This is a genomic window from Bacteroidota bacterium (genome assembly GCA_016713925.1).
GTDB lineage: Bacteria > Bacteroidota > Bacteroidia > AKYH767-A > OLB10 > JAJTFW01.
In genome coordinates, this window is the sequence record JADJOH010000007.1 from 844,001 (window position 1) to 868,795 (window position 24,795).

At 40.0% G+C, this 24,795-nt stretch carries 22 protein-coding genes and 2 pseudogenes; 12 read left to right on the forward strand and 12 right to left on the reverse strand.

Features of this window, described 5'->3' with window-relative positions; translation table 11 throughout:
• Nucleotides 1-525 precede the first annotated feature (525 nt).
• Entirely contained in the window at nt 526-4,041 is a 3,516-nt protein-coding gene (locus tag IPJ86_11710; protein ID MBK7887923.1) for a T9SS type A sorting domain-containing protein, read from the reverse strand.
• A gap of 247 nt (nt 4,042-4,288) precedes the next feature.
• Between IPJ86_11710 and IPJ86_11715 the strand changes: the two genes are divergently transcribed.
• On the forward strand, nt 4,289-5,674 hold the full coding sequence (locus tag IPJ86_11715) for a T9SS type A sorting domain-containing protein (protein MBK7887924.1): 1,386 nt from the start codon (nt 4,289-4,291) through the stop codon (nt 5,672-5,674).
• 162 nt (nt 5,675-5,836) lie between these two features.
• Entirely contained in the window at nt 5,837-6,376 is a 540-nt protein-coding gene (locus tag IPJ86_11720) for a hypothetical protein (protein MBK7887925.1), read from the forward strand.
• Here IPJ86_11720 and IPJ86_11725 read toward each other — a convergent pair.
• The 7 genes and pseudogenes from IPJ86_11725 to folP form a co-directional block, all read right to left on the reverse strand.
• On the reverse strand, nt 6,373-7,272 hold the full coding sequence (locus tag IPJ86_11725) for an EamA family transporter (protein ID MBK7887926.1): 900 nt from the start codon (nt 7,270-7,272) through the stop codon (nt 6,373-6,375). The genes IPJ86_11720 and IPJ86_11725 overlap by 4 nt on opposite strands.
• A gap of 1 nt (nt 7,273) precedes the next feature.
• Nucleotides 7,274-7,861, reverse strand: coding sequence for a septum formation protein Maf (gene maf, locus IPJ86_11730; GenBank protein ID MBK7887927.1), 588 nt, complete (start codon nt 7,859-7,861; stop codon nt 7,274-7,276).
• Nucleotides 7,862-7,869: 8 nt separating this feature from the next.
• A complete protein-coding gene (locus IPJ86_11735) occupies nt 7,870-8,781 on the reverse strand; it encodes a geranylgeranylglycerol-phosphate geranylgeranyltransferase (GenBank protein MBK7887928.1) in 912 nt (303 codons plus the stop codon).
• 28 nt (nt 8,782-8,809) lie between these two features.
• A pseudogene (locus IPJ86_11740) lies at nt 8,810-9,318 on the reverse strand (3-deoxy-D-manno-octulosonate 8-phosphate phosphatase).
• Nucleotides 9,319-9,339: 21 nt separating this feature from the next.
• Nucleotides 9,340-11,187 (reverse strand): sulfatase-like hydrolase/transferase, encoded by a 1,848-nt coding sequence (locus IPJ86_11745; protein MBK7887929.1) that lies wholly within the window; start codon nt 11,185-11,187, stop codon nt 9,340-9,342.
• A 27-nt stretch (nt 11,188-11,214) separates the two neighbouring features.
• Nucleotides 11,215-11,943, reverse strand: a complete 729-nt coding sequence (locus tag IPJ86_11750) for a Dna2/Cas4 domain-containing protein (GenBank protein MBK7887930.1) — start codon at nt 11,941-11,943, stop codon at nt 11,215-11,217.
• Nucleotides 11,940-12,818: a dihydropteroate synthase gene (gene folP / locus IPJ86_11755; GenBank protein MBK7887931.1), complete on the reverse strand. Its 879-nt coding sequence runs from the start codon at nt 12,816-12,818 to the stop codon at nt 11,940-11,942. The genes IPJ86_11750 and folP overlap by 4 nt, the downstream gene beginning before the upstream one ends.
• Before the next feature lie 33 nt (nt 12,819-12,851).
• On the opposite strand from folP, the gene IPJ86_11760 reads away from it, so the two are divergent.
• From IPJ86_11760 to IPJ86_11800, 9 genes are all read left to right on the forward strand, one after another.
• The gene (locus tag IPJ86_11760) at nt 12,852-13,394 is read left to right on the forward strand and encodes a DUF1599 domain-containing protein (protein ID MBK7887932.1); all 543 of its coding nucleotides are present in this window, start codon (nt 12,852-12,854) and stop codon (nt 13,392-13,394) included.
• A gap of 21 nt (nt 13,395-13,415) precedes the next feature.
• Entirely contained in the window at nt 13,416-14,552 is a 1,137-nt protein-coding gene (locus tag IPJ86_11765) for a DoxX family protein (GenBank protein MBK7887933.1), read from the forward strand.
• Nucleotides 14,553-14,594: 42 nt separating this feature from the next.
• Nucleotides 14,595-15,671 carry an ABC transporter permease gene (locus tag IPJ86_11770; protein MBK7887934.1) on the forward strand — a complete coding sequence of 359 codons (1,077 nt, stop codon included), beginning with the start codon at nt 14,595-14,597 and terminating at the stop codon, nt 15,669-15,671.
• A 253-nt stretch (nt 15,672-15,924) separates the two neighbouring features.
• On the forward strand, nt 15,925-16,911 hold the full coding sequence (locus tag IPJ86_11775) for an AAA family ATPase (GenBank protein ID MBK7887935.1): 987 nt from the start codon (nt 15,925-15,927) through the stop codon (nt 16,909-16,911).
• A gap of 17 nt (nt 16,912-16,928) precedes the next feature.
• A complete protein-coding gene (locus tag IPJ86_11780) occupies nt 16,929-17,804 on the forward strand; it encodes a DUF58 domain-containing protein (protein MBK7887936.1) in 876 nt (291 codons plus the stop codon).
• Nucleotides 17,801-18,766, forward strand: a complete 966-nt coding sequence (locus IPJ86_11785) for a hypothetical protein (GenBank protein MBK7887937.1) — start codon at nt 17,801-17,803, stop codon at nt 18,764-18,766. Before IPJ86_11780 ends, IPJ86_11785 begins: the two co-directional genes overlap by 4 nt.
• The gene (locus tag IPJ86_11790; GenBank protein ID MBK7887938.1) at nt 18,763-19,770 is read left to right on the forward strand and encodes a VWA domain-containing protein; all 1,008 of its coding nucleotides are present in this window, start codon (nt 18,763-18,765) and stop codon (nt 19,768-19,770) included. The genes IPJ86_11785 and IPJ86_11790 overlap by 4 nt, the downstream gene beginning before the upstream one ends.
• A 9-nt stretch (nt 19,771-19,779) precedes the next feature.
• Nucleotides 19,780-20,829, forward strand: a complete 1,050-nt coding sequence (locus IPJ86_11795) for a VWA domain-containing protein (GenBank protein MBK7887939.1) — start codon at nt 19,780-19,782, stop codon at nt 20,827-20,829.
• A 46-nt stretch (nt 20,830-20,875) separates the two neighbouring features.
• Nucleotides 20,876-21,523: a tetratricopeptide repeat protein gene (locus tag IPJ86_11800; protein MBK7887940.1), complete on the forward strand. Its 648-nt coding sequence runs from the start codon at nt 20,876-20,878 to the stop codon at nt 21,521-21,523.
• Here the strand turns inward: IPJ86_11800 and IPJ86_11805 are convergent.
• From IPJ86_11805 to ruvX, 3 genes are read right to left on the reverse strand one after another with little or no spacing between them, the layout of a single operon-like run.
• Nucleotides 21,501-22,043 (reverse strand): AAA family ATPase, encoded by a 543-nt coding sequence (locus IPJ86_11805; protein ID MBK7887941.1) that lies wholly within the window; start codon nt 22,041-22,043, stop codon nt 21,501-21,503. The two genes, IPJ86_11800 and IPJ86_11805, sit on opposite strands and share 23 nt — an antisense overlap.
• 8 nt (nt 22,044-22,051) lie before the next feature.
• Nucleotides 22,052-22,612: a peptide deformylase gene (locus IPJ86_11810; protein ID MBK7887942.1), complete on the reverse strand. Its 561-nt coding sequence runs from the start codon at nt 22,610-22,612 to the stop codon at nt 22,052-22,054.
• Nucleotides 22,609-23,031, reverse strand: coding sequence for a Holliday junction resolvase RuvX (gene ruvX, locus IPJ86_11815; GenBank protein MBK7887943.1), 423 nt, complete (start codon nt 23,029-23,031; stop codon nt 22,609-22,611). The genes IPJ86_11810 and ruvX overlap by 4 nt, the downstream gene beginning before the upstream one ends.
• A gap of 68 nt (nt 23,032-23,099) precedes the next feature.
• Here ruvX and IPJ86_11820 point away from each other — a divergent pair.
• Nucleotides 23,100-23,905 (forward strand): annotated as a pseudogene (locus IPJ86_11820) (2,3,4,5-tetrahydropyridine-2,6-dicarboxylate N-succinyltransferase).
• An 8-nt stretch (nt 23,906-23,913) separates the two neighbouring features.
• On the opposite strand, the gene IPJ86_11825 reads toward IPJ86_11820, so the two are convergent.
• Nucleotides 23,914-24,780: a universal stress protein gene (locus IPJ86_11825; GenBank protein ID MBK7887944.1), complete on the reverse strand. Its 867-nt coding sequence runs from the start codon at nt 24,778-24,780 to the stop codon at nt 23,914-23,916.
• Nucleotides 24,781-24,795 lie beyond the last annotated feature (15 nt).

Here is a 24,795-nt window from a genome sequence, read left to right on the forward strand (position 1 = left end):
AGCATTCCTATGCTAAAAATTGAAAGTAGTATTAACGATGCACTTTTTTTGTCGATGCGGATCATGTGTGGTTTTTCAAAAGGTTTGAACTGAAGTAACGGGAAATTACTTTCAAAAAGTACTCCTTACCTAAAATTTTATCGAAATCAAGTCCATTCCTGCACCCTGATAAAGTAATTCACTCGATTACACTCTCAAAAATTTAACATGCATTCATCGAAAAACGCCTGACAAGCTTTTTTCATTTCCATACCACCCAAAATCAAACTTTAATCCCCTCTTCCCATAATAATAATCAGTCCTTAACAATTCTTACCCCAAACTCTAAATTCCAAACTCCAAACTCCAAACTCTAAATTCCCAACTCCAAACTCCAAATTCCAAACTCTAAATTCCAAACTCTAAACTCTAAACTCTAAACTCTAAATTCTAAATTCTAAATTCTAAATTCTAAATTCTGAATTCTGAATTCTGAATTCTGAATTCTGAATTAATTCAATCATCCTCCCCCTTGAAAAACCTGATTCACCGGTGAATAATCAACAATGGTTTAACAATTTGTTTAGCATTTTCATCCGTGAATCGTAGCAAATAAAGCCCCTCCGGTATAGAACGTGTATCAATTTCAAAAGGGTTTTCCCCAATTTTGAAGTGGCTAAGAATTCGCCCTTCACTATTTAATAATTGAAGTTGAAAATTTCTGCGCTGCTTCGATTGAATATTGATTTTTGAAAATGTATGGGCAGGGTTTGGATAAATAGTGATATGATCTTCACTACTGTTTTCCGAAACTCCGGTTACTCCTGTAATGTTAATATCATCCAATGAAAACCCGGCATCAACTAAGTTAAAATCGCTGATAAATTTAAATCGCAACTGCAAATAGTTGTTTCCCCACGGACTTGTATACTCATAACTCACCGATTGCCAACCATTCGAAATCCCACTCCAACCCTCATTGCTTTGATATAAATTGGAATTGTACCAGTTGGTACCCAAAGGATCGTTTATTGATCCCAATCGCTGCCAGGTATTCCCATTCGTAGAATATTCTACAAACATTCCATCTGCATTGCTCTCGGCAGAATAATTTATCCAAAACTGAATGGTGATGATATTATAGGGGTTGATATCAAAGATAGGAGAAGTGAGTACTGCCTGCGCGAGATTAAAATAGGGCATAGTGAGGTTAATATCCCAGCAAGCATTTCCGGAGTGTGTAGTGTTTAAAGGTCCGAAATTGGGTGTTCCCAGTTCCCAGTTAGTATTGCCCGGTCCTGTATTTGCACCCCATCCGTTCGATCCACTTTCGAAGTCATAACTGTAAGGGAGACCCGCAGTTACAATTCCAAAGAAACTCGTTTGTACAGTATCGTTTCCTTGATATAAATCTCCGGACCAATTAATAAACACTTCTAAAGTATTCGGACCACCAACAGGAAAAATTGGAGGAAGAGCAACCAATTGAGTGGAATCTGTTGCAAGATTTCCGGTCCAGTTAAATGTGACCGGAATTCCACTATTATGGCGATAAGTAATGTCTAAGTTGGTTAAAGTTGAAGATCCCATGTTTCTAAGTAATACTTCAACAGGTGTAGAAGTGCCTTGAATAGCATTAGATCCCGGTGATATAATAGTAAGCAATGCCGCATCATTGCTGTAAATGGTTGTCAATTTAAAATTGTCAATTGACACACCATCTGTATTGGTCGAGAAATCTGAGTTAAAGACAAATCGAAACTGTACGAGGTTAGAGAGATTTAAAACATCAAGATTATAAATGGAGGGTGTCCAGCCTGAAGAACTGCCTGTCCATCCCGGACTTTGCGATGAAATTAATTGTGCATCATTGTACCAATTGATGGCATTGGTATCATTTAAAATTCCCATAACCTGCCAAAGTGTATCACCTATATTTCTATACTCGAGTTTTAATCCGTCCCATCCCATTTCTGCATTTCGATTTTGCCAAAAGCTAAGCGTGGGGTGAACCGCCGCACTTAAATCGAAAATAGGAGAATTGAGTCTGCAATTGGCTGAAGAAGCATACCCTGAAGTTAAATTAATATCCCAGCAATAGGGGGGAGAATAAGTGCCCGATGTTGCGCCAAATGCGGGAACTCCAAATTCCCATGAAGTTCCTGGTACTCCTGCGTTTTCACTATACCAGCCCGTATTTCCATTGTCAAAATTATCTTCAAAGGTGGGTGTGTAGGTGGGTAAACCCAATATAGGAAAACAAAATAAATTATTACTTGTGTCCGCATCATTTTGGAGAATGATTTTGCTGCAAATGGATTGATTAAGGGGATTGACCAGGAACCCGGGCAATGAAATAAGAAGAGAATCACCGGGTAAAAGATTACCGAAATTCAAGGCGCTTGTATTGATGATGCCGTTGACAGCGTATTGATAGGTGAAGGTGTTAATGATCTGTGATCCGTTGTTTTTTATTAAAAAAAATATAGAGTCGCTCATTCCGCCGGCTGGAAAAGAAGGACTGTTAGTGTAGGAATATATTAGTTCTGCATCAAAATCCGGCAACTCCTGGATGCTGAAATCATCAATGCTGACACCTTGTGTTTGCACGCTAACATCACTCGTAAAAATGTAACGAAACTGAACATTGTTTTGCCCTAATACCTGTTGAAGTAAGTAAGTGCTCTTTACCCAACCGTTGGATGTTCCTGCCCATGCAGGTTGTCCGGACGAATTAATACTTGCAAAATTATACCAGTTTGTTGCATTGGGATCGCTCACACTGCCAAGTAAATTCCATGTGATTCCATTGTTAATGGTGTATTCCATTCTTGTCCCGTCCCAGGAAGCTTCAGAATCATTATTTCTCCAGAAACTTAATCTGCACAAACCCGCGGTAGAAAGATCGAATACCGGACTACTTAAAATAGAAAAAGCACTTGGGCCGTAACCGGTGTTGAGATTGATATCCCAACAATATACACCGGAGTGCGCTGATGAAGTGGTGAGATAGTTGGGTGTACCGTGTTCCCAAAGTGTATTTGGATTTGAAACCTGGGTCCATGCTCCGGGACCGGAATCAAAATTTTCAAAGTAGGGCAATTGAACCAACGAAAGAGCATTTATATTTATACAATTGGTGTCATTGCTATTATTGTTATCGCCGGGAACATTGATGTACGTACATAATGTATTTAATGGTGAAATCAACGTAATATTCCCTACAGTGATGGTATCTGTTTGTCCCGGTGCAAGTGTGTTTACTATCTGAGTGGGGGTGGATGGAATCCCGTTGAGGATATATCCACAGAAAAAGGTGTCGATGCTTTGGAACGAAACATTGCTCAGAATTATTTTAATTGGCTGAGAGATGCCGGCCGCTACAGTAGTCAGGGGAGAAGAAATACCTGTTAAACTTATATCGGTAGAAATAGAGGAACTATCTTTAAATGTGACATTGTCTAGGAATATTCCGGGCTGCGCACTCCCGAAAGAAGTGTTGCTACTAAATTTAAACCGAAATCGAATACTGTCTATTGCACCTAAAAAATCAAGTTGAATTCCGGAATTCAGCCATCCATTTGAATTACCTGTAAATCCGGCTAATCCTGTTGCAAAAATGGAGGTGGAGTTATACCAGTTACTACTCCAGGGCGAACCTGTACTTCCTAATACATTCCATTGTGTCCCGTTGTCTGTATATTCTACATGCATCCCATCTAATCCAACTGACATGTATCGGAATTGCAGAAAAGAAAAATAAGGATGTTGCATTGACCCGGTAATGAACCATGGAGAAGTTAAATAGGAAACTGACCCCGCCCGATACCCGGAATCAAGATCAGTACCCCAGCAATTTGGAAAACTATAGGGAACCGGTGATCCGGCAACAGTTGGTACACCTAACTCCCATGCAGTACCGTTAATGGTGGTAACGGTCCGGTTACCAATTCCTGAATCAAAGTTTTGAAAGTAGGGAAAAGTGCTGATTTGTGCCGGAGAATAACATGTGAAAAACACCAAAACTAATGCGACCCTCCATCGGATTATACTTAAGTTCATACATTGCTGCATTGTTCCTGTATTATTATTTCACTCGTAAAGTTAGATATTTAAAGCATTTTAGGAGTCCTGCCATTCATGAATTTGAAATAACGTTTAGTAAGACACAGTGTATATTTTAGAAGAGTAAATAGCATTTATTAAGAAATTCCTGTGGTTTTTAATGAATTACTTGGATTTATCGAATATTTTCTGGCCTTAGTTTCAATTATTTGAGTTACTTTGGAATACACTTAAACTTAAAACCATGAAAAAATTATTACTCATTTGTTTGCTATGGATAGGAATATCTTCCAACGCAAGGGCTTCTCATATGATGGGAGGACAGATAACCATCGAGCACATAAGCGGAATGGATTATCACCTTGTGTATACGGCTTACAGAGATATGACAGGTATTCCCATTGCAATGGTATCAAGTATTAATTTTGTTGATTCATTATCAGGAGCAAATTTTCAAGTGGCCGTTTCTTATGATACCATAATAAATGTCCTTGTTCCCGGTGTTGAAGAATATGTTTATGACACCGTTATTACTTTTCCTTCTGTGGGTGAATGGTATATTTCTTATGAAGAATGTTGCAGAAATGCAGCAATTCTAAATATGACACAGCCTGGAGGTGAGTTCCATCATTTTTACACTATAATTCAAATCGATTCCTCCAATTCCAGTCCTGTGTTTTTGAATCCCCCTATAGTTTTAGCTCAGGATAGTGTTCCCTTCTATTACAATCCCCTGCCATTTGATGCGGATGGTGATTCAATCGCATGGTCATTAGATGTTCCTCTTTCCGGTAATGGTGTTCCGGTTGCAGGTTATACTTTGCCTCCGTCAGATTCACTGGTTCCTTTTAATATGGATCCGATCACAGGTGAGATCACCTTCCTTCCTAATACACTAGGTAATTTCCAGGTTTCAGTTAGAGTGAAGGAATATCGAAATGGAGTGCAAATTGGTGAGATTACACGTGATATGCAGATTATTGTTGTACCAAGTCCAAATACACCTGCAACAGTAATGATTGTTGCGAATACAGCACCATTCAACGGCAAAGTGTATTCGATTACTCCGGGTACTGCCTTTAGTTTGAACGTAACTGTGTTTGATATGGATGCTCAGGCGATTTCTATTCTTGGAAATGGGGAACCTTTCTTATTAACATCAAATCAGGCTCAATTAGCTGTGACGAATGGTGTTGGTTCTGCCTCTGCCATTTTATCCTGGACTCCTTCTGCAGCACAGGAAAGAACGGCACCCTACATAATGGGACTTCGAATTTCAGAAATTTATAGCAACTACGTATTCCAAAGTGATATATCTATTTCGCTGAGAGTAGGATTCGGTACTACCGGCATCGTAGAGAATGCTTTGAGTTCGGCAATTAGCGTGTCTCCAAATCCTTCAACCGGAAATTTTGCTATTCAATTTAATTCCACTTCTAATTCACCGGTTAAAGTAGACATCACCTCTATTGATGGTAAAGTGGCTCAAGGATTTACAAAAGATCAAATCGTTTCAGGATTAAATGTAATTCAAGTGAATAATCTTAATCTTGCAAAAGGAGCCTATATTGTTCGGGTTGAACAGGATGGTAAATATCTTGGAATGCAGCGTTTGATTATCCAGCATTAGTAATAATTCCTTTAAAGAGAGGTTGCATATTGATTTATGCAACCTCTCTTTTTTATGTTTTTCTTATCGATTGATAAGAATGGGGCACTTTTCTATGTCATTATTAATTTCATTTTATAGTTTGGAATAATCTTTGACTGCCATTTTTAAAACACTATCCATATGCAAATGCTAAAATGGTGCTGTGCGGCAGGAATTCTCCTGTTCGCTTCAGCTTGCTCACCCAAAATACCATTTACTCAGGCGGTTCGCGATCAGTATAAATTAACGCCTGAAGAATTAAAGGGAATCCAGTTTTATCTATCCGATCCCGTTGCTTTACGAAAAGGAGAAGCAAATGAAAATCAAAAATCTACCGAGGATGGGAAATTGATCATTGAAAGTGGTAAAACCATTGATCAGGTGACAATAAAATCAAATACTGAAGGTGCCGTGGAAAGTGTTCCGGACTTAAAAAGTCTGACAGTTTCTTTTGAAGAGGGAGCCGAAAAATACCTGGTCTTTAGTAGTATAAAAAGCAGGAACGGATTTTACTCTTTGCAGGCTTTGAATTGGGAGAATGGCAGGGGCAAAGTGAGTTACGCCGGCCAAACCTGGTATGCAAGCCCCGGCAGTGATCAGGCCATCCTTCTTTTTAAAATGAAGAGTATAAAGAAGTTAAGAGTAAATGAAAAGGTGGCAAAAGGTCGTAAAGTGAATTAGTTCGCAGGAGTAGTGTTTTTAAGAGCAAGTCGGGTCCTTCTTAAGGTAAAATATCCGTGCGTCGCGACGGATAGCAAGATGATACCGCTACCGATATAAAATTCTATTCCCATCGATTGATGTTCGTTGAATAGAAGTATGGCCAATATGATGCTGTACAGTGGTTCCAGGTTCACACTCAGGTTCATGGTGAAAGCATCAATTTTCTGAAGCGCATAAAGCGAAATGGTGAAGGCAAAAGTGGTACAAACCACGCTCAATAATAGCAGATATATAAGGTCCATAAAGCCGGGTAATTCAAATTGACTTTCGTTGATGATAAACCAAACCGGAAGCATTAAGGTGAGCAATAAAAATCCGGTCCCCAGCTCATAAAATGTAATGATTTCCGGAGGTATAGTATTACTGATTCTTTTATTAAGTATAGTAAACAAAGAGGCGAGGAAGGCACTGGCAATGGATAGTAGAATCCCTTTCAGATAAAATTGCTGCACAGAAAATATAATATAGATGCCAACGATGACAGCTAACCCGGTGAGTATTTCCGGTACCTTAGGTCTTTTGCCATGTAGCAGTGGATCAAGGATGGCTGTGAACAATGCCACACTTGAAAAGCAGGAAATGGCAATGGATACATTCGATGCTTTAATCGCTCCATAAAAGGTGATCCAGTGCAACGTTATTAATAACCCGATTGTGACAATTTGTAAAATTTGCTTTTTTGGGAGAAACCGCATTTTTGAGGTAGCAAATAAAAATATTCCCGTGGCAATAGTACTCAGCAACATTCTATACCAAACCAGTAATCCCTCGTCTAGTAGAATGACTTTTCCTAATATGGCTGTAAATCCCCAAAGCACAATAGCAATGTGCATCTGGAGATAAGCTTTCTGCATTTTAGAAACGCATCAGATTATCGTATAGCTCCTTTGTCGGTAAACCCACTACATTGTAAAAAGAACCGAGAATATATTCTACACCTATCATCCCAATCCAATCCTGAATGCCATAAGCACCGGCCTTATCAAGCGGAGAGAAGTTTTCCAGATAATACTCAATTTCATTATCTTTTAACGTCTTAAAGGATACATCGGTTTTTACAAAAAATGATTCTGATTTTTTGGATGACATGATGCAAACACCTGTAACTACAGAATGCTTCCTGCCTGATAGTAAACGCAACATACGTTCAGCATCTTTGATGTCAGTTGGTTTTCCTAAGATAAGTTCGTCAACAGCTACAATGGTGTCCGATGTGATAACAATACCTCCATCTGCAACATCGGCCTTATAAGCCAATGCTTTTTTTCTTGCTAAAAACATAGAAATATCTTCTCTCCTGAATTGCTCGGGATAGGTTTCATCAAAATCTTTCTTAATAATTTCGAAAGTCAGTCCGAGCTGTCTAAATAATTCTTCTCTTCTTGGAGATGCTGTCCCAAGGATTATTCGGGTACCTTCAAACTTTTTTGTAAGTGGATTCATTGTCTTAACTAATTGAAACTGTAATTAAATACAGCAAGTGATATTGTGCCTGTAAACATAGTGATTTTAAGCCAAAAACTGGCTAATGAAAAATCGGATTTATTCTCTGCTTTTATCAGTAAATAAATTATTCTTAATAATGGTAAATCAATAAACAGTACAATGTATATGAATGGAATGAAACTTTCCCACTGTTGGCTAAGCACTTGAGCACTAATTAGAACTATTAAAACGAGTAAAGTGATTAATGTGGCAATCCATTTACCGGGTGTTTGCCCGATTTTATTTGCAAGAGTAGCACAGCCCGCCTTGCGGTCACCATCACTATCCTCGATGTCTTTAATGATTTCCCGTACCAACGTCAGTAAAAAAGAGAAAAACATAAAAGCGCCTACGATTAACATGATGCCGGGATGCTCTTTTACAAAAGGTTCCGGAATGACTACAATGAATACTACAGCCGCTGAAAGTAAAGAAATGATGATGTTTCCTAATACAGGAATGCACTTGTATGAAGTAGAGTAGAAGTATAGCATTCCTGAAATGATCAGGTTGATGATGCCGAGATATGAATATCCCTTAATATAACTGAGATAAAATCCGCAAAGAATCCCTAAGAAACTTAAAAGCAAATATAAGTTTAAGGCACTGTCCTTTGTAATATGATTTCCAACGATTAATTGATCCGGCTTATTGATCCTGTCTATTTTTTCATCTTCAATATCATTGATTACATATCCGCCCGCTGCAATTAAAATACACGAAAACGATAGAAGCGCGAATTCAAAATCCGTCATTAGCAAGCCAAGACCTTCCGTCTCCAGAATGGGCTCCATTAAAGAATAGCGAAGTAGATATTGCAATAGCCCGATGATGATGAGGTTGGGCCACCGGATTAATTTGAAGATATGTACAGCCATATAGGAAGTGAAATTTGATTTTAGGGTATTATTTCCACTCACCTTTTAATGAAAGTACCTGTTCGATGACATCTCTGACACAACCTTCTCCTCCCTTATAAGGAGAGGTGTATTGACATGCAGATTTTATCTGGTACACTGCATCAGCAGGACAAGTACGAACCTCGCAGTGTTGGAGCACATGGAGATCCGGCATATCGTCACCCATATAAAGAACTTCCGAGAATTTAACTTTATGTTTTACAAGCAAGTTTTCAAGCAGTAAAAGTTTGTTCTCAATCCCTATATGAACCTCATCTATACCTAATCGTCCAGTCTCTTGGCAACGCCCTCCGGAGTACTACCGCTGATGACAAAAATAAAATATCCACTCCTTGCGGCTAGTTGTAAGGCATAGCCATCCTTAATATTCATTTTGCGTAACATGCTGCCATCTGTTTGAATAAACAGACTTCCGTCCGTTAAAACACCATCCACATCAAAAACAAAGCATCTGACTTGAGGCAATAACTCCTTGAAATTTTTACTGTTTTCCATGCGCTTCAAAATTACAAATGATTATAACTTAAGAAAGGTAGAATAGAGCTTTTGGAGAAAAACTTTTCCATGCAGATAATGGCTACTGTCGGATTCAACTTTCTGCACCGAATACTGCTTAATGTATTGCTTTTCTCCGAATAAATAGACAAAACGGTTATCTTCTTCCAGCCAGCCAAATCCCCTATCATAGTTTAAATAACTGGCTAAAGTGGAATGCCGGCCCAATAAATCTCTGCTGAAGGTATAATGGGTATGCTGTAACTGCAGTTGCTGCAAGAGAGTGGTGGCAATTTCATGCTGACCTCCTTGTATTGGAATTCTGCTCCCTCTTAAACTGTCCGTTATGACATTTCCATACCAAAGTAGTGGTATATGATAGCAAGCGGGATCATAATAGTCGCGTTGTTTTGGCAGAATATGACCGTGATCTGCAACAAAAAGGAAGAGCGTATTGTTGTACCATGATTCCTTTTTCGCCATATTAATGAAATTCTCCAGACATTGGTCAGTATAAAAGGCGGAGTTGCGAAATTTATCCGGCTCGCTTTTGCCATCATTCAACTGTTTTCCGGGGACTTCAAACGGTTCATGTGTACTTAATGTTAGTACCATACTGAAAAAGGGCTCTTTTCTTTTCTTAAAATCCCCTATCATTTTCTCGAATACATATTGGTCATGCGCACCCCATTTGCTGTTCATCTGGTTACTTTCAAAATCTTCCTTTCCATGTATTTCCTGAAACTTCCCCTCTAATAAATAACTCTTCATATTTGCAAATCCCAGTTCTCCACCATAATAAAAAGAAGTATGATAACCGGCATTCCTGAGATCTTCGCTGAGCATTGGTAATTTCCTGATTTTATCAGAGAACCTGGAGATACTATAGTTGGGCAATGAAGGAAATCCACTGAGCACTGAAGGAAACATCTGATCTGTCCTTCTGCCACTCGAGTAGATGTTGGTAAAGAGTATACCTGAATCGCATAGACTGCTGAAAAATGGAGTAGTATTTTTCTCTCCTCCCAAAGGTTCAATAATATCAGCCGTCCAGCTTTCCAGTACTATCAATACTATATTCGGGCGTGTACTTTCGATGATGATTAATGAATCATCTCCCGGAGTGAAAAAAGAACTGAAGAAAGTTTCAGCCTCTTCTTCACTGTAAAACGTATATGGATTTTTGTTGCTTTTGCCTCTCTTGGCGATATTATTCATCAGATTCCACACCGGATTATTAGCAGCATCATTGATAGATGAAACTTCCGAGAAATAAGAAGAACTTTCGTTAATAGGGATTTCCTGAATTCCTCCCCGTAAAAGGATGGGAAGAATTAATGCTGCCAATAAAGTGGGAATTACAGATTTTATTGGAGCCTTGTCAGGTTCTTTACGAACTACCCACTTCAAGTAAATGCGATTAAATATGAAAAACCACAGCAGAGTGAATCCTGTTCTTGTCAGAAGCTGCAATGTAGTTAAGGATGCAACAATTCCTTCTGTGTCTTCGAGAAAATCGAGCGCTCTGGCGTTGATGAGTGTTCCCCATGCAGTATAAACGGCATAGTTGGCAATGATAATTAAAGTGACAATAAAGAGTAGAAGGTTGTTAAGAATATGCAGAAATCGTCGAAGCCATACTTTACCGCTGAGCAGAAAGGACATCCAAATTAATGTTGGCAATATTAGAAGATAGGCACATGTGGAAAGGTCAAGTCGCAGACCATAAACAAATGTGTAGGGCCATTCACTAAGGTCGGGATGATTCCCCTTAGAAAAAAGCAGCACTATAAATCCAATACGTGCAAGCAGAAAAAAGAGCATCCACATGAAAAGCAATCTGAATATGTAGTACGATGATGTCTTCATGGATATGGAGTAGATCTGTTTGTTTTCTCAATCATTGCCGGAAAGGTTTAGAAAGAGTCCTCCTGCAGGATACTCGTTTTTTGAACGACAGAAACTTTTGAAATCACAGGGGTAGGGTTGGTCACAGTGTTCTCCCATTTCTATCGTGGGTGGAGTGGAAGAGGTGAGCATCCATTTCATTTTTTGAAATTCTTCCTGAATATGATTTTTTTCTTCCTTGCAATAGTCGGTGAGATTCGTTTCTGTAAAAATGTCAGATGGGACTCTTGAGAAATCAGTTTCTGCTGCCTTAGATTTAAGTGTAATCAAGACGGCTGAAGAAACTGGAATTCCGGAGCCTGAAATTACAAAATGTTGTAGCGCTAAATCTTCTTTATAGGTTTCAGAAATATAATTGCTGCTTTTTACTTCAGCAATTTTCCATTTCTGATCATCCTTTATTAGGATATCACAGTATACGATTATCCGTTCATGAAGAAAAGCTGCTTCATAAAGTGTCGGGCATCCTTGTTGTAGAAGCTGTTGGGTGATTTCCAGACTTTCTTTATACGCATTAACTTTTTTTGAAGAGGCAAAGGTTCCGCCGGGAAACAAAGCCCTTGCTCTTTTTCCGATCTCATGTCCAATGTCAAAGCGGGTTTTTCTTTCAGGGGGCAATGGATCCCTCAAAGAAGGGTGTTTCTTGGAAAGATATAATGCTTTCAGACATTGTCTTCCTTTTATATATCCTGTTTTAGAAAATAAGGGTTTGGTCATGATTGTTGAGCTTGGAAAGCTTCGACTATTTTTATACATTCCAGTGCCTCCTTAGCATCATGTACTCTCAGGATTTGAACACCGTTCATGAGTGCTATAGTATTTAACACGCTGGTTCCGTTTAATGCTGTTTCCGGTGAAGTTCCAAGAACTTTATTGATCATCGATTTACGCGAGAATCCGGCCAGGACAGGACAATCCAATTGGTGTAAGAGTTCGATATAGGCGAGGATGCGATAATTATCTGCCACACTTTTTCCAAACCCAAAGCCGGGATCTGCAATAATATCTTGAACACCCGCTTGTCGTAAGGCATAGATTTTCTTTTGAAAATAGAAAAGCAGCTCCTCCATTACGTCCAGATAGACCGGATCATTTTGCATGTTTTCCGGAATGCCCTTCATATGCATCAGAATATAAGGAACCTTCAGCCGGGCAACTGTATTAAACATTTCCTTATCCAGTTCACCACCTGATATGTCATTTATAATATGTGCTCCTGCATGTATGGCTTCATCTGCCAGCCTGGCCCTCCAGGTATCTGCAGAAATGAAAACAGAAGGAAAATGGGCAGAAACTAATTTAATGGCGGGAATAAGTCGCTGTCTTTCCTCCTCAAAGGGTATGATTGTAGCCCCCGGCCTGGAAGAAGCCCCCCCTATATCAATGATTTGCGCACCATTAGACACTAATTCACTTGCTTTTTCAAGGATGCTGTTTTCTTCAATAAATTTGCCGCCATCATAGAAAGATTCCGGACTCACATTCAATATTCCCATGACTACCGGCTGCCGGAGTTGCAGGAGTTTCCCGCGGCAATTCAGAGAATAGGTCCGCGGAGAATGGAGATGGAATGAATGCCGGTTATAACTCATACTATTTTCACCTAATTAATACGAACATTGCACATGTCTTCACTGACTTCTACACAATATGACGAGGCCATCGCCCGCTGCAAAGATATCTACCTAAAGAAGATGAAGGACTATGGATCGGCATGGCGGATTCTAAGACCCAGTTCGCTCACCGATCAGATCTTTATTAAAGCGCAGCGAATCAGGAGCATCGAGGAAAAAGGAAAGCAGAAAGTAATTGATGGAATTGACAATGAATTTATCGGAATCGTGAATTATGCGGTCATGGCGTTGATTCAATTGGGATTGCATTCAGATGCTCCCCTGGAACTTAACCCCGATGAGGCACTTAAAAACTATGAGCAAAGGGTCCATGAAGTGAAATCCCTGATGATGGATAAAAATCATGATTATGGGGAGGCCTGGAGAGATATGCGGGTAAGTTCAATGACCGACCTTATCCTGATGAAATTATTAAGGATTAAACAAATTGAAGACAACAGCGGCTCTACCTTAATCAGCGAAGGGGTAGATGCCAACTATGCTGACATTATCAACTATGCTATCTTCGCTTTGATTAAACTGAAAGATCAATAAAACATATAATTTATCCTCATTATGAAAGCATTGGTTACCATTTCCAGAATCCTCGTAGGTGTATTGTTTATTATTTCCGGCTTAATTAAGGCCAATGATGCCTTAGGCTTCTCCTATAAACTGGACGAATATTTTACGGTCTTCAATATGTCCTTCCTTTCAGGTACTTCGCTGTTTTTGGCGATGATCATCTGTATTTTTGAAGTCGGTTTGGGTGTGGCATTGTTGGTAGGCTACCGTATGGTGCTGGTCAGTTGGCTAATGTTGTTAATGATCCTGTTTTTTACGTTTTTGACTTTTTATTCCGCCTACTTTGATGTGGTGAAGGATTGTGGTTGTTTTGGAGATGCCCTCAAGCTGAAACCCTGGGAATCGTTTTATAAAGATGTTATCCTGCTGGTGTTTATTCTGTTGATATTTGCGAAAAGAAAATCAATAAAACCACTTGGAAGCGCAGCCACAGCAGGTATAATTTCCTTTGCCGGTTTAATACTTACTACCTGGTTCACCTGGCATTGTTATGCCCATCTTCCGGTGAAAGATTTTCGTCCCTATGCTATTGGAAATAATATTTCAGAGGGCATGAAGCTGCCTGAAGGAGCTGTAACCGATAGCGTTGTAATGGTCTTTATCTACAAGGATAAAAAGTCAGGTGTCCAGTATGAAGTGGGGATGGATTCACTTTCGAAATATTCCGGAAATAGTGAGGTTTATGAGTTCGTAGATAGAATAGATAAAGTAGTGCGGGAAGGTGATAAAGCGCCTATCCATGATTTTGCGATTCGTGATGCTGAGGATAATGATTTAGCTCCGGATTTTCTCAGTCGTCCGGATTATATTTTTATGCTGGTTGCTTATGATCTTTCAAAATCGGATACCGATGTGCAGGCAAAGATCAATGAATTCGCAGCAAATTGTCAAAAGAAAGACATTGAGTTTTTTGGGTTGACTGCGACCATACCATCAGAAACGGATAAGTTCCGTCATGATCATCAGAATATGTTCCCATATTATTTCTGTGATGGTACAGCCTTGAAAACGATCATACGATCAAACCCGGGACTCGTATTGATCAAAGGTGGAACGGTCCTCGGGATGTGGCATCACAATGACTTCCCGACTTTTGACGAGGTAAATCAACAGTTCATTAAAAAATAAAATGAGGGAATTGAGTAACATACGGTACTTAACCTCTAAAGAGTGCTAAAGCTTTTCCTCAATAAAATATTTTATGGACTGTTAGTAACAGCCGGAGTGGTCTGCGTTGTGTTTTTTCTCTTTACCGTATTACCCGGTGATCCTGCCCGAATGATGCTTGGTCAAAGAGCGGATATATCTTCCGTGGAAGCTATTAACAAGGAGTTAGGCCGTGACCTCCCCATTACTACTCAGTTTGTATTATATGTGAATGATCTTTCATTTATTTCTGTGCTTAATAAAGAGAACACTGATTCCCGGATTTTTATTGACGAAAACAAATACGGAACTATTTATTCATTGTGTTCCTTTGGACGATATGCTCTTGTACTAAAACAGCCCTTTTTGCGGCGATCTTATCAGACACAGGAACGTGTGACGACTATCTTATTAGATGCCCTTCCGGGTACAGTGATCTTGTCATTTGCCGCATTATTATTTGCAGCCGTAACAGGTATTCTCATTGGTGTGTGGTCGGCGCTGCATTATCAAACTCTGGCAGATCATATTTCAATGATTATTAGTGTGTTGGGAATGTCCTTGCCTTCGTTTTTTGCCGGAATACTCATCGCCTGGCTATTTGGCTTTGTTTGGAATGATTATACCGGGCTTGAAATGACGGGTAGTTTATACATTGTAGATCCTTTTGAAGGTTTAAAAATTCAATGGAAAAATCTTATACTACCTGCATTTACATTAGGCATCCGACCTCTTTCCGTGATTGTTCAACTTACCCGTTCCTCCATGCTTGAAGTACTTTCTCTGGATTATGTACGAACAGCAAAAGCAAAAGGACTTTCATCGCTAGCCGTAATCATGAAACATGCTTTACGGAATGCATTAAATCCGGTATTGACGGCCCTGTCGGGTTGGTTGGGATCTTTACTGGCAGGTGCGGTATTTATCGAGTACATTTTTGGATGGAAAGGAGTAGGAAAAGTCACCGTTGATGCACTCGAACACTATGATTTTCCAGTGGTGATGGGTGCCGTTTTAATGGTCTCTGTTTTCTTTGTCATCATCAATATTTTAGTAGATATCCTCTACGCCAAACTCGATCCCCGCGTCCGCATTCAATAGAAATTAACTCGCCCTTTGTCGCCCTTTCGCCCTTTCGCCCTTTCGTACTTTCGCCCATTCGTACTTTCGGTTTTTCGCGTTTTCGCGTTTTCGTATTTCGTATATTCGTAATAATTCGTATTTCGTAACCCTTTCAACATTCCTTTCCCCCCAATAATTATTAACAAGAGTTTAACGAAAAGTAACACCCCTATTCAGATTCTTTTCACGTTAATTCATTTATACTTGCACAGTTTCAACAAGCATTCAAATTATGATAGACATTCGTGAAATTAATGAGAAAATTCAGCAGGAATCAGCCTTTATTGAATTGCTGAATCTGGAACTTGGTAAGGTAATAGTTGGACAAAAATACATGCTCGACAGGTTACTGATCGGCTTGCTTTCAAACGGACATTTGCTGTTGGAAGGAGTTCCCGGTCTTGCGAAGACCTTAGCTATCAAGTCGCTTTCTTCGGCTATTCATGCTAAATTCAGCAGGTTGCAATTTACACCCGACTTGCTCCCTGCCGATTTGGTGGGCACCATGATTTACAATCAAAAGCAGGAGCAGTTCACCGTTCGTAAAGGACCTTTGTTTGCAAATTTCATTCTTGCTGATGAAATCAACAGGGCTCCGGCAAAAGTACAGAGTGCCTTGCTAGAAGCCATGCAGGAACGTCAGGTGACGATTGGGGACGAAACGTTTAAACTGGATGAACCTTTTCTTGTACTCGCTACTCAAAATCCTATCGAACAGGAGGGAACATACCCGCTTCCGGAAGCACAGCTCGACCGCTTTATGTTAAAAGTTGTCATTGGTTATCCCACCAAGGAGGAAGAGCGAATGATCGTAAGGCAGAATCTGGCTCAGGATTTTCCTAAAATTAATCCGATTCTCGATAAAGAAACGGTGGTGAAGGCCAGAAATGCTGTTCGTCAGGTCTACATGGATGAGAAAATCGAAAAGTATATCCTCGATATTGTTTTTGCCACACGTTATCCTAAGGAAAGTAATTTGCGTAAGCTGGAGAATCTGATCAGTTACGGTGGATCTCCCCGGGCAAGTATAAATCTGGCATTGGCTTCAAAAGCTTATGCATTTATAAAGCGCAGGGGCTATGTTATTCCTGAAGATGTTCGTGCAGTGAGTCATGATGTCTTACGCCATAGAATTGGACTCTCCTACGAGGCAGAAGCGGAAAATATTACGACGGATGATGTCATTACGGAAGTATTAAATATTGTCGAGGTACCATAAACGCAAATCGCTTGTAAATGGAATCTTCCGAGCTATTAAAGAAAGTCAGAAAAATCGAGATTAAAACCAGAGGATTATCCTCTCAGGTTTTCTCGGGTGAATATCATTCTGCTTTTAAAGGCAGAGGGATGGCTTTTAGTGAGGTGAGAGAGTATATTCCCGGTGATGATATCCGCACTATTGACTGGAATGTTACCGCGCGTTTTAACAGTCCTTATGTAAAGATTTTTGAAGAGGAAAGAGAATTGACAGTGATGCTTTTGGTAGACATCAGCGCTTCGGGAAATTTCGGGACAAAGAATCAGTTTAAACGAGATTTAATCACCGAGTTATCTGCGATACTTGCTTTTTCAGCCATCGAGAATAATGATAAGGCTGGAATGATTTTGTTTTCAGATAAAATTGAACTTTTTATTCCTCCTAAAAAAGGAAAAACGCATATCCTCCGTATTATTCGTGAATTGATAAATATGGAACCCAAAGGAAAGGGGACTGATCTCAACTTGGCGCTGCGGTATTTTAATAATATGATTAAGAAACGCTGTATAGCTTTTGTTATTTCTGATTTTATGACGTCCGGATATGAGGATGCCATAAAGATTTCATCTAAAAAGCATGACCTCGCTGCTATTCGGGTCTTTGATGCGCGGGAAGCGGATATGCCCGATGTGGGTTTAGTCCGTTTTGTAGATGCAGAAACCGGTCAGGTCAGTTTGCTCGATTCCGGCAACCTGTCTGTTCGAAGAGATTATCATCTCTGGTGGAAGCAAACGCAGGCCCAAACAACTGAAACGTTGAGCCGGAGTGGAATTGATCATGCCACTTTCCGGACCGATCAACCTTATGTGCAAGCATTAATTAATTTATTTAAGAAAAGGGAGCGGAGGAGATGAAGAAGTTCGGGAGAAGGCTGGCCCTTGCCGTTATATTTCTTTTTGTTGGGCATCATGTGAATGCTCAGGAGGTGGTTGCCCGTATTGCAGTGGATACCAACAAAATTTTAATCGGCAAACCGGTTGCTGTATTGTTGCAACTGAGTCAACCGAAGTCGGTATCTATAAACTGGCCATTGTTTACGGATTCGATGGGTCAGATGGAAATTTTGCAGGTGTTGCCGGTAGATACCCTTGAGCTCGATGATGACGGAATCTTATTACGTTCCCAAACGATTACTATTACCTCTTTTGATTCAGGTGCATTCGTGATTCCGGAAATCATATTTAACTATCGACTTCCTTCAGGTGATAAATTGTTATCGTCGACAACAGATCCATTGATGATTGAAGTTTTTACCGTTCCTGTAGATACATCGGCGGACATAAGAGATATCCGCAATGTGGAAGAGCCTCCTTTTGATCCAATGATCTTCCTTTGGATACTTTTGATTTATCATGGTGTTTTATTGCTGATGGCGCTTGTTGTCTGGTGGATCAGAAAGAAAAACAAGAAGGAAGTCCCACAGGAGATCCTGCAGAGTGAGAAAGCACCTGCCCATATTCTTGCGCTGGAAGCCCTCTCTGCACTCGAAGAAGAACGTATCTGGCAACAAGGGAAACATAAAGCATATTATACGCGATTGACGGATATCTTGCGTGTTTACATTGAGGACAGATGGGGAGTAGGTGCACTTGAATTGACTACAGATGAAATAGTGAATAATAGTTTTGTTATGACCTTGGAAAAGCAACATGCAGAGGAACTGGAAAGAGTGTTGCGCTTATCTGATTTAGTGAAGTTCGCTAAATTATTACCGGGTGCCGGCGAAAATGAAAATGCAATGCAACTCTCGATAAAGTTTGTCGCTGAGACCGCTTTAGGGAAACCGGAGAAAACTGAAATGCTGAAAGAATCATGAACTGGCCTGAACTCTCCGCCTTCCACTTTAAAAATCCGGAATTACTCTGGCTTTTGGTGCTGGTTCCGTTTATGATATTCTATTTCTGGAAAATAAAGAGAAATAAACGACCTCGAATAAGAATCAGTAGTGTAGAAGCTTTTAGATATTATAGACCTACGATGAAACAGCGAATGATTAATTTGCCGTTCTTTTTAAGGATGATGGCGGTCGTGTTTTTAGTCCTTGCGCTGGCCAGACCTCAATCCTCTTCCAGCGCATCTAATGTGAAAACGGAAGGAATATCTATTGTGCTGGCACTCGATATTTCATCGAGTATGCTCGCGGAGGATTTTCGTCCGAACAGAATTGAAGCGGCCAAGAAAGTGGCTTTGGAGTTTATAAATGGCAGACCCAATGATCTGATCGGGCTGGTGATTTTTAGTGGTCAGAGTTTTACACAATGTCCGATCACTTCTGATCATAGCGTGATCCGTAATCTAATGAAAGATGTTAAATCAGGATTGCTGGTGGACGGAACGGCTATCGGAGAAGGACTGGCTACCGCAGTGGATCGTTTAAAAGATGCTCCAACCAAAAGCAAGGTGGTTGTGCTCATTACAGATGGAGTGAATAATGCCGGCTCTATTCCTCCATTGACAGCCGGAGATATTGCAAGTACCTTCGGTGTTAGAGTATATTCAATTGGAGTAGGAACAAAGGGAATGGCGCCTTATCCGACTAAAACATTGTTCGGTGTTCAGTATCAAAATGTGGAAGTGCAAATCGATGAAGAGCTTCTAACGAAAGTAGCAGATGCTACCGATGGCAAATATTACAGAGCCGTCAATAACAAAAGACTGGAAGCCATCTTTGCTGAAATTGACAAGTTAGAAAAATCGAAGATTGAAATTACTGAATTTAAAAAGTACAAGGAAGAGTATTTACCGCTTGCTTTAATGGCCTGCCTCCTGTTAACCCTTGAAATAGTATTGCGTTACACCTGGCTGAAAAGCATACCTTAAATTGATATTATGTTCAGACTTGAGAATCCATATATGGTATATTACTTTGCACTGATTCCGGTGTTGTTTATACTGTATTATATGTTGAAACGATGGAAGAAGACAGCGCTGGCGCAATTTGGGGATATTTATTTGACACGGAGGCTTTATGCTGATGTGTCCCTGTCCAGACCAGGAATAAAATTCTTCTTGTTAATCACTGCTTTTATGTTTCTGATTGCCGGTCTTTGTGGGCCACTGATAGGTTCTAAACTGGAGGAAGTCAAGCGTAAAGGTGCAGATGTAATTATAGCACTGGATGTATCAAATAGTATGTTGGCCACTGACATTAAACCCAGTCGCCTTGAAAGAGCAAAGCAATCCTTGAACCGGTTAATTGACAGACTGGAAGGCGATCGGATCGGTATTATCGTTTTTGCCGGAGAAGCCTATGTGCAGTTACCGGTAACGACAGATTACAATGCTGCTAAAATGTTTATCTCATCCATAAATCCGGATATCGTTCCAACGCAGGGTACCGCTATTGGTGCTGCTATTGATCTCGCCAAAGATTCCTTTACCGATACTACGCGGAAGCATAGTGCCATCGTCATCATTACGGATGGAGAAAATCATGAAGACGATGCCGTTGAATCAGCACGAAACGCAGCAGAAGCAGGAATTAAAGTGTATACCATTGGAATGGGTTCTGCGGAAGGCGCTCCAATTCCTATATACAGCAATGGTGCTGTTGTTGGTTTTAAACAGGACAACAGCGGACAAACTGTCGTCACGAAGTTGAATCCTGAAATGTTAACGGAAATTGCTGAAGCAGGAAATGGTCGGTTTATACGTGCATCTACTTCCGATGATGGAATTCCTGTTGTCTTGAAAGAATTGAATGCATTGGATAAAAAAGAGTTTAAAGCGAAGATGTATACAGAATATGAAAATCAATTTCAGTATTTCATTGGATTTGCATTGTTTCTCTTTTTTATAGAGTTCCTCCTCGGTGAAATGAAAAGTAAATGGTTTGCAAAATTGAATCTTTTTCACGTGGCTAAAAAGGAAGAAATATGAAAACATATAAAATGTATTTTGTATAGTGCTGTGCAGTATTTGGTCAATGTCTGCTCTTGCACAAAGTACTTCTATCGCTGAAGGTAACAGTGAATATGAAAAGGGCAGGTATTTTAATGCAGAATCTTCTTATCGTAAAGCACTTGAAAAGGACCAGCGTATGTACGAAGGAAATTATAATCTGGGAAATGCATTGTATAAGCAGAATAAGTTTGAAGAAGCTTCACAGCAATATATGAACGCTTCTGTATATAAGCAAACTCCTGAAGCTCAGAATAAATCTTTGTATAATCTTGGCAACTCATTTTTAAAAGCTGAAAAATACAATGAAAGTATAGAAGCCTATAAAAAGGCGTTGAAGCTGAATCCTGATGATGAAGATGCCCGCTATAATCTTTCCTATGCTCTGCAGAAGTTGAAGCAACAGCAGCAGCAACAGCAAAATAAAAATGAAAACAAGGACCAACAGCAAAAGAAGGATCAGCAACAACAACAGAAGGACCAGCAGCAAGAGCAGAAAGATCAGCAGCAGAAAGAAGAACAGCAGCAACAGAAACAACAACAGCGGCCTAAATTGACGAAGGAGGAAGCGGAAAGAATGTTAAGGGCTTTAAAAAATGATGAGAAGGATTTGCAGAAAGAGAAAGCAAAGAAATTCTCTGCTTCAGGATCTAATCCTGAGAAAAATTGGTAGGTACTCCGGTGATGGTTTTTAAAATGGATTCAACCACTTGTTCCGGATCATTATCCCCATTGACAGTATGCCTGGCCTGAATATAAAAAGGGAGTCGTTTTTTCAGGCTCTCCACCATGTATTCCATGATATCCACATCCTCCATGCCGGAAAGGAGCGGTCGCTTGCTTTTTGCAGGAGCTATCCGGTGAAAAAGTACACCCGGATGGCAACGTAAATAGATCGTAGAGCCATGTTTGTTCATCCATTGCATATTATCACCGGATGCAGCACAACCTCCTCCCGTAGCGATCACCAGGTTTTCCTTTCCTTTTAATTGATGCAATGCTTCCTTTTCCTTTTCCCTGAAATATTCTTCACCGTATTGACTAAATAAATTGGTGATAGAGGTGTCGTTGATAAGCTCAATGAGGTCATCCAGATCAAGGCATGTTCGTCCCAGGCGTGTTGCAAGTATCTTTCCGATGGTGCTTTTCCCGGCACCCATATAACCGACAAGAAACAGAGGGGCATTGTTCATATAAATTACTAGCGCTTTGAGTAAAAACGCATTTTATAATCCGCATCTACTTTTCCTTTGGAAATATCTCCCAACCTTCCCTTTAAAAGTGTTTTCTTAAGTGGACTTAAATGGTCGGTGAATAAGATCCCTTCAATATGATCGTATTCGTGCTGAATAATCCTGGCTTTTATTCCTTCGTATTCTTCCGTATGTGTATCGAAATTCAAATCCTGATATTTGATCACTAAATTGGGATGTCGTTCCACATCTTCACGTACTCCCGGAATACTCAAACACCCTTCGTTGAACTTCCATTTATCTCCCGTTTCATTTAGAATTACAGGATTAATAAATATGCGCTTAAAACCATCTGCACCGGGGTCATCCTCACTGAAGGGTGTAGCATCTACTATAAATAGACGTATGGCTAAGCCTACCTGAGGAGCAGCTAACCCCACTCCCATACTATGATACATGGTTTTAAACATATTATCCACTAATTCAGTCAGCTTGGGATAGTCTGGTGAAATAGCAACAGACTTTTTTCTAAGTACAGGATCGCCATAGGCTACAATTGGATAGATCATTTTTTTGATAGGAGTGAGTTGAGAAAATCTTGCAATAGGAGGGTGGCACTAATCCTGTCTAAGACCGTTTTGTCTTTACGGACTTTTCTGGATTGGCCACTTTCAATTAGGCTGTTGAATGCGATTTTAGACGTAAAACGTTCATCGTATAATACAATAGGGATATTGGGAATGTCTTTTCGTAAGCGCTCTGCAAATTCATGAACAAGAAGGGTTGTTGAAGAGTTGGTGTTGTTTAAACGCTTCGGTTCACCCAGCACGATAGTGTCTACCACTTCGCTTTTTAAATAATTCAGAAGAAAGGTGACTAATTGCGTAGTTGGAAGACTTTCAAGAGCTGTAGCAATGGTTTGCGTAGGGTCAGTAACCGCCAGACCACATCTCTTGGAGCCATAATCAACAGCTATTATTCTTCCCATTTCTTGCAAAAATACACAGCTTCTCCAATGTTTAGTAGTTTTGCCCACTTGAATATTAACTATCTGGTATGGAATCAATAATAAATAAGGCCTGGGAGAACCGTGCTCTTCTTGCTGAATCGGACGTACAAAATGCCATTGAAGAGGTTATAAATGACCTTGATAAAGGAGTTTTAAGAGTGGCTTCATTTGCCAATAATCAATGGATTGTACATGAATGGATTAAAAAAGCAGTGATTTTATATTTTCCTTTAAAACAAATGAATACGATTGAAGTAGGACCTTTTGAATTTTATGATAAGATTCCGCTCAAAAAGGGTTTTAAGGATTTAGGTGTTCGGGTTGTTCCTCATGGATTGGCAAGATACGGCTCATTTTTGGCAAAAGGTGTGATTCTAATGCCATCTTATGTCAATATAGGTGCTTATGTGGACGAAGGCACGATGGTAGATACTTGGGCCACTGTTGGCTCATGTGCACAAATTGGTAAACATGTACATCTGAGTGGTGGGGTAGGTATTGGTGGTGTCCTCGAGCCGGTTCAAGCTGCTCCCGTAATTGTGGAAGATGGTTGCTTTATCGGATCAAGATGCATTGTTGTAGAAGGTGTTCATTTGGAAAAAGAAGTGGTTTTGGGTGCTAATGTGGTGTTAACCCAATCAACAAAAATTATTGATGTTACCGGGGAGAAACCTGTCGAATTTAAAGGATTTGTTCCCGCGAGATCAGTTGTAATTCCGGGTTCTATCCCAAAGCAATTCAATGCAGGAGAATATCAGGTACCCTGTGCGTTGATAATAGGAAAACGAAAGGAAAGCACAGACCAAAAACTTCCCTTAATAATGCATTGCGTGAATTTCAGGTGGCGGTCTGAGAAATCAATCAGATCACCATTTCTCCTTTGGAACCATGTGAATGAAAAGCTAGTAATGGAATATGTGTGTGGAAAATCAATCGCTTCGTAATGCTACGGTCAAATATTCTTTCAATGAAATTCCGCTTTCTCGTAGCGGTGACCAGCAAATCAATTTTATTGACGCTGAGATATTCATGCAACGTTTTAACGATTTCAGTTTCACTGATGCTTTCAGCTTTGATATTCTTGTATGTGATTACGGGAAGAATTGCTCCATGAAACCAACTTTGTAAAGCGGCCTCCGGATCTCTGGCATGTCCGTCTTCAATATGCAATAAAGTGATGGATGTCTCTTCATTGCGACCAAATAGTTGAATCAGTTTTATCAGGCAATTCACATCATCTTGCTGCATATTTGTAGCGAAAACTATTTTCTTGATCCCGGTAAAAGTGGTTTGCTCAGGTACGGCTAAAACCGGACATTCTGTCTGATGAATTAAACTTGCAGTATTGCTTCCAACAAGTATTTCCTTCATCCCGCTTGCACCGCGAGTACCCATCACAATTAAATCGGTTTTTCGTTCTCTGACGATTTCAGAAATCAACTCTACAGGAAAACCCATTTTCGATACGATATCGTATTGTACTTTTGGATAGCGTTTGCTAATCTGATGTCGCAATTGAACGAGTTGTTCGTTTTCGATGCGTTCCAGTTCGCTGGTAGTGATAAACTCCGCTTCTTCTGTTGAATTTGCTACGTGAATACTGATACCGTGAAAAATGGTAATACATCCTCCTGAATCACTGGCAAGTTTCGATGCATATTCAAGAGCAGCATTTGCAGGTTCTGAAAAGTCTGTTGGGACGAGTATGTTTAGTTGAGTATTTTCCATCACTATTGTGGATAT

Excerpts from the sequence above, each read along its gene's own strand:
- IPJ86_11710 (MBK7887923.1), bottom strand. The coding sequence starts at position 4,041 with ATGAACTTAAGTATAATCCGATGGAGGGTCGCATTAGTTTTGGTGTTT.
- IPJ86_11715 (MBK7887924.1), top strand. The coding sequence starts at position 4,289 with ATGAAAAAATTATTACTCATTTGTTTGCTATGGATAGGAATATCTTCC.
- IPJ86_11720 (MBK7887925.1), top strand. The coding sequence starts at position 5,837 with ATGCAAATGCTAAAATGGTGCTGTGCGGCAGGAATTCTCCTGTTCGCT.
- IPJ86_11725 (MBK7887926.1), bottom strand. The coding sequence starts at position 7,272 with ATGCAGAAAGCTTATCTCCAGATGCACATTGCTATTGTGCTTTGGGGA.
- maf (MBK7887927.1), bottom strand. The coding sequence starts at position 7,861 with ATGAATCCACTTACAAAAAAGTTTGAAGGTACCCGAATAATCCTTGGG.
- IPJ86_11735 (MBK7887928.1), bottom strand. The coding sequence starts at position 8,781 with ATGGCTGTACATATCTTCAAATTAATCCGGTGGCCCAACCTCATCATC.
- IPJ86_11745 (MBK7887929.1), bottom strand. The coding sequence starts at position 11,187 with ATGAAGACATCATCGTACTACATATTCAGATTGCTTTTCATGTGGATG.
- IPJ86_11750 (MBK7887930.1), bottom strand. The coding sequence starts at position 11,943 with ATGACCAAACCCTTATTTTCTAAAACAGGATATATAAAAGGAAGACAA.
- folP (MBK7887931.1), bottom strand. The coding sequence starts at position 12,818 with ATGAGTTATAACCGGCATTCATTCCATCTCCATTCTCCGCGGACCTAT.
- IPJ86_11760 (MBK7887932.1), top strand. The coding sequence starts at position 12,852 with ATGTCTTCACTGACTTCTACACAATATGACGAGGCCATCGCCCGCTGC.
- IPJ86_11765 (MBK7887933.1), top strand. The coding sequence starts at position 13,416 with ATGAAAGCATTGGTTACCATTTCCAGAATCCTCGTAGGTGTATTGTTT.
- IPJ86_11775 (MBK7887935.1), top strand. The coding sequence starts at position 15,925 with ATGATAGACATTCGTGAAATTAATGAGAAAATTCAGCAGGAATCAGCC.
- IPJ86_11780 (MBK7887936.1), top strand. The coding sequence starts at position 16,929 with ATGGAATCTTCCGAGCTATTAAAGAAAGTCAGAAAAATCGAGATTAAA.
- IPJ86_11785 (MBK7887937.1), top strand. The coding sequence starts at position 17,801 with ATGAAGAAGTTCGGGAGAAGGCTGGCCCTTGCCGTTATATTTCTTTTT.
- IPJ86_11790 (MBK7887938.1), top strand. The coding sequence starts at position 18,763 with ATGAACTGGCCTGAACTCTCCGCCTTCCACTTTAAAAATCCGGAATTA.
- IPJ86_11795 (MBK7887939.1), top strand. The coding sequence starts at position 19,780 with ATGTTCAGACTTGAGAATCCATATATGGTATATTACTTTGCACTGATT.
- IPJ86_11800 (MBK7887940.1), top strand. The coding sequence starts at position 20,876 with ATGTCTGCTCTTGCACAAAGTACTTCTATCGCTGAAGGTAACAGTGAA.
- IPJ86_11805 (MBK7887941.1), bottom strand. The coding sequence starts at position 22,043 with ATGAACAATGCCCCTCTGTTTCTTGTCGGTTATATGGGTGCCGGGAAA.
- IPJ86_11810 (MBK7887942.1), bottom strand. The coding sequence starts at position 22,612 with ATGATCTATCCAATTGTAGCCTATGGCGATCCTGTACTTAGAAAAAAG.
- ruvX (MBK7887943.1), bottom strand. The coding sequence starts at position 23,031 with ATGGGAAGAATAATAGCTGTTGATTATGGCTCCAAGAGATGTGGTCTG.
- IPJ86_11825 (MBK7887944.1), bottom strand. The coding sequence starts at position 24,780 with ATGGAAAATACTCAACTAAACATACTCGTCCCAACAGACTTTTCAGAA.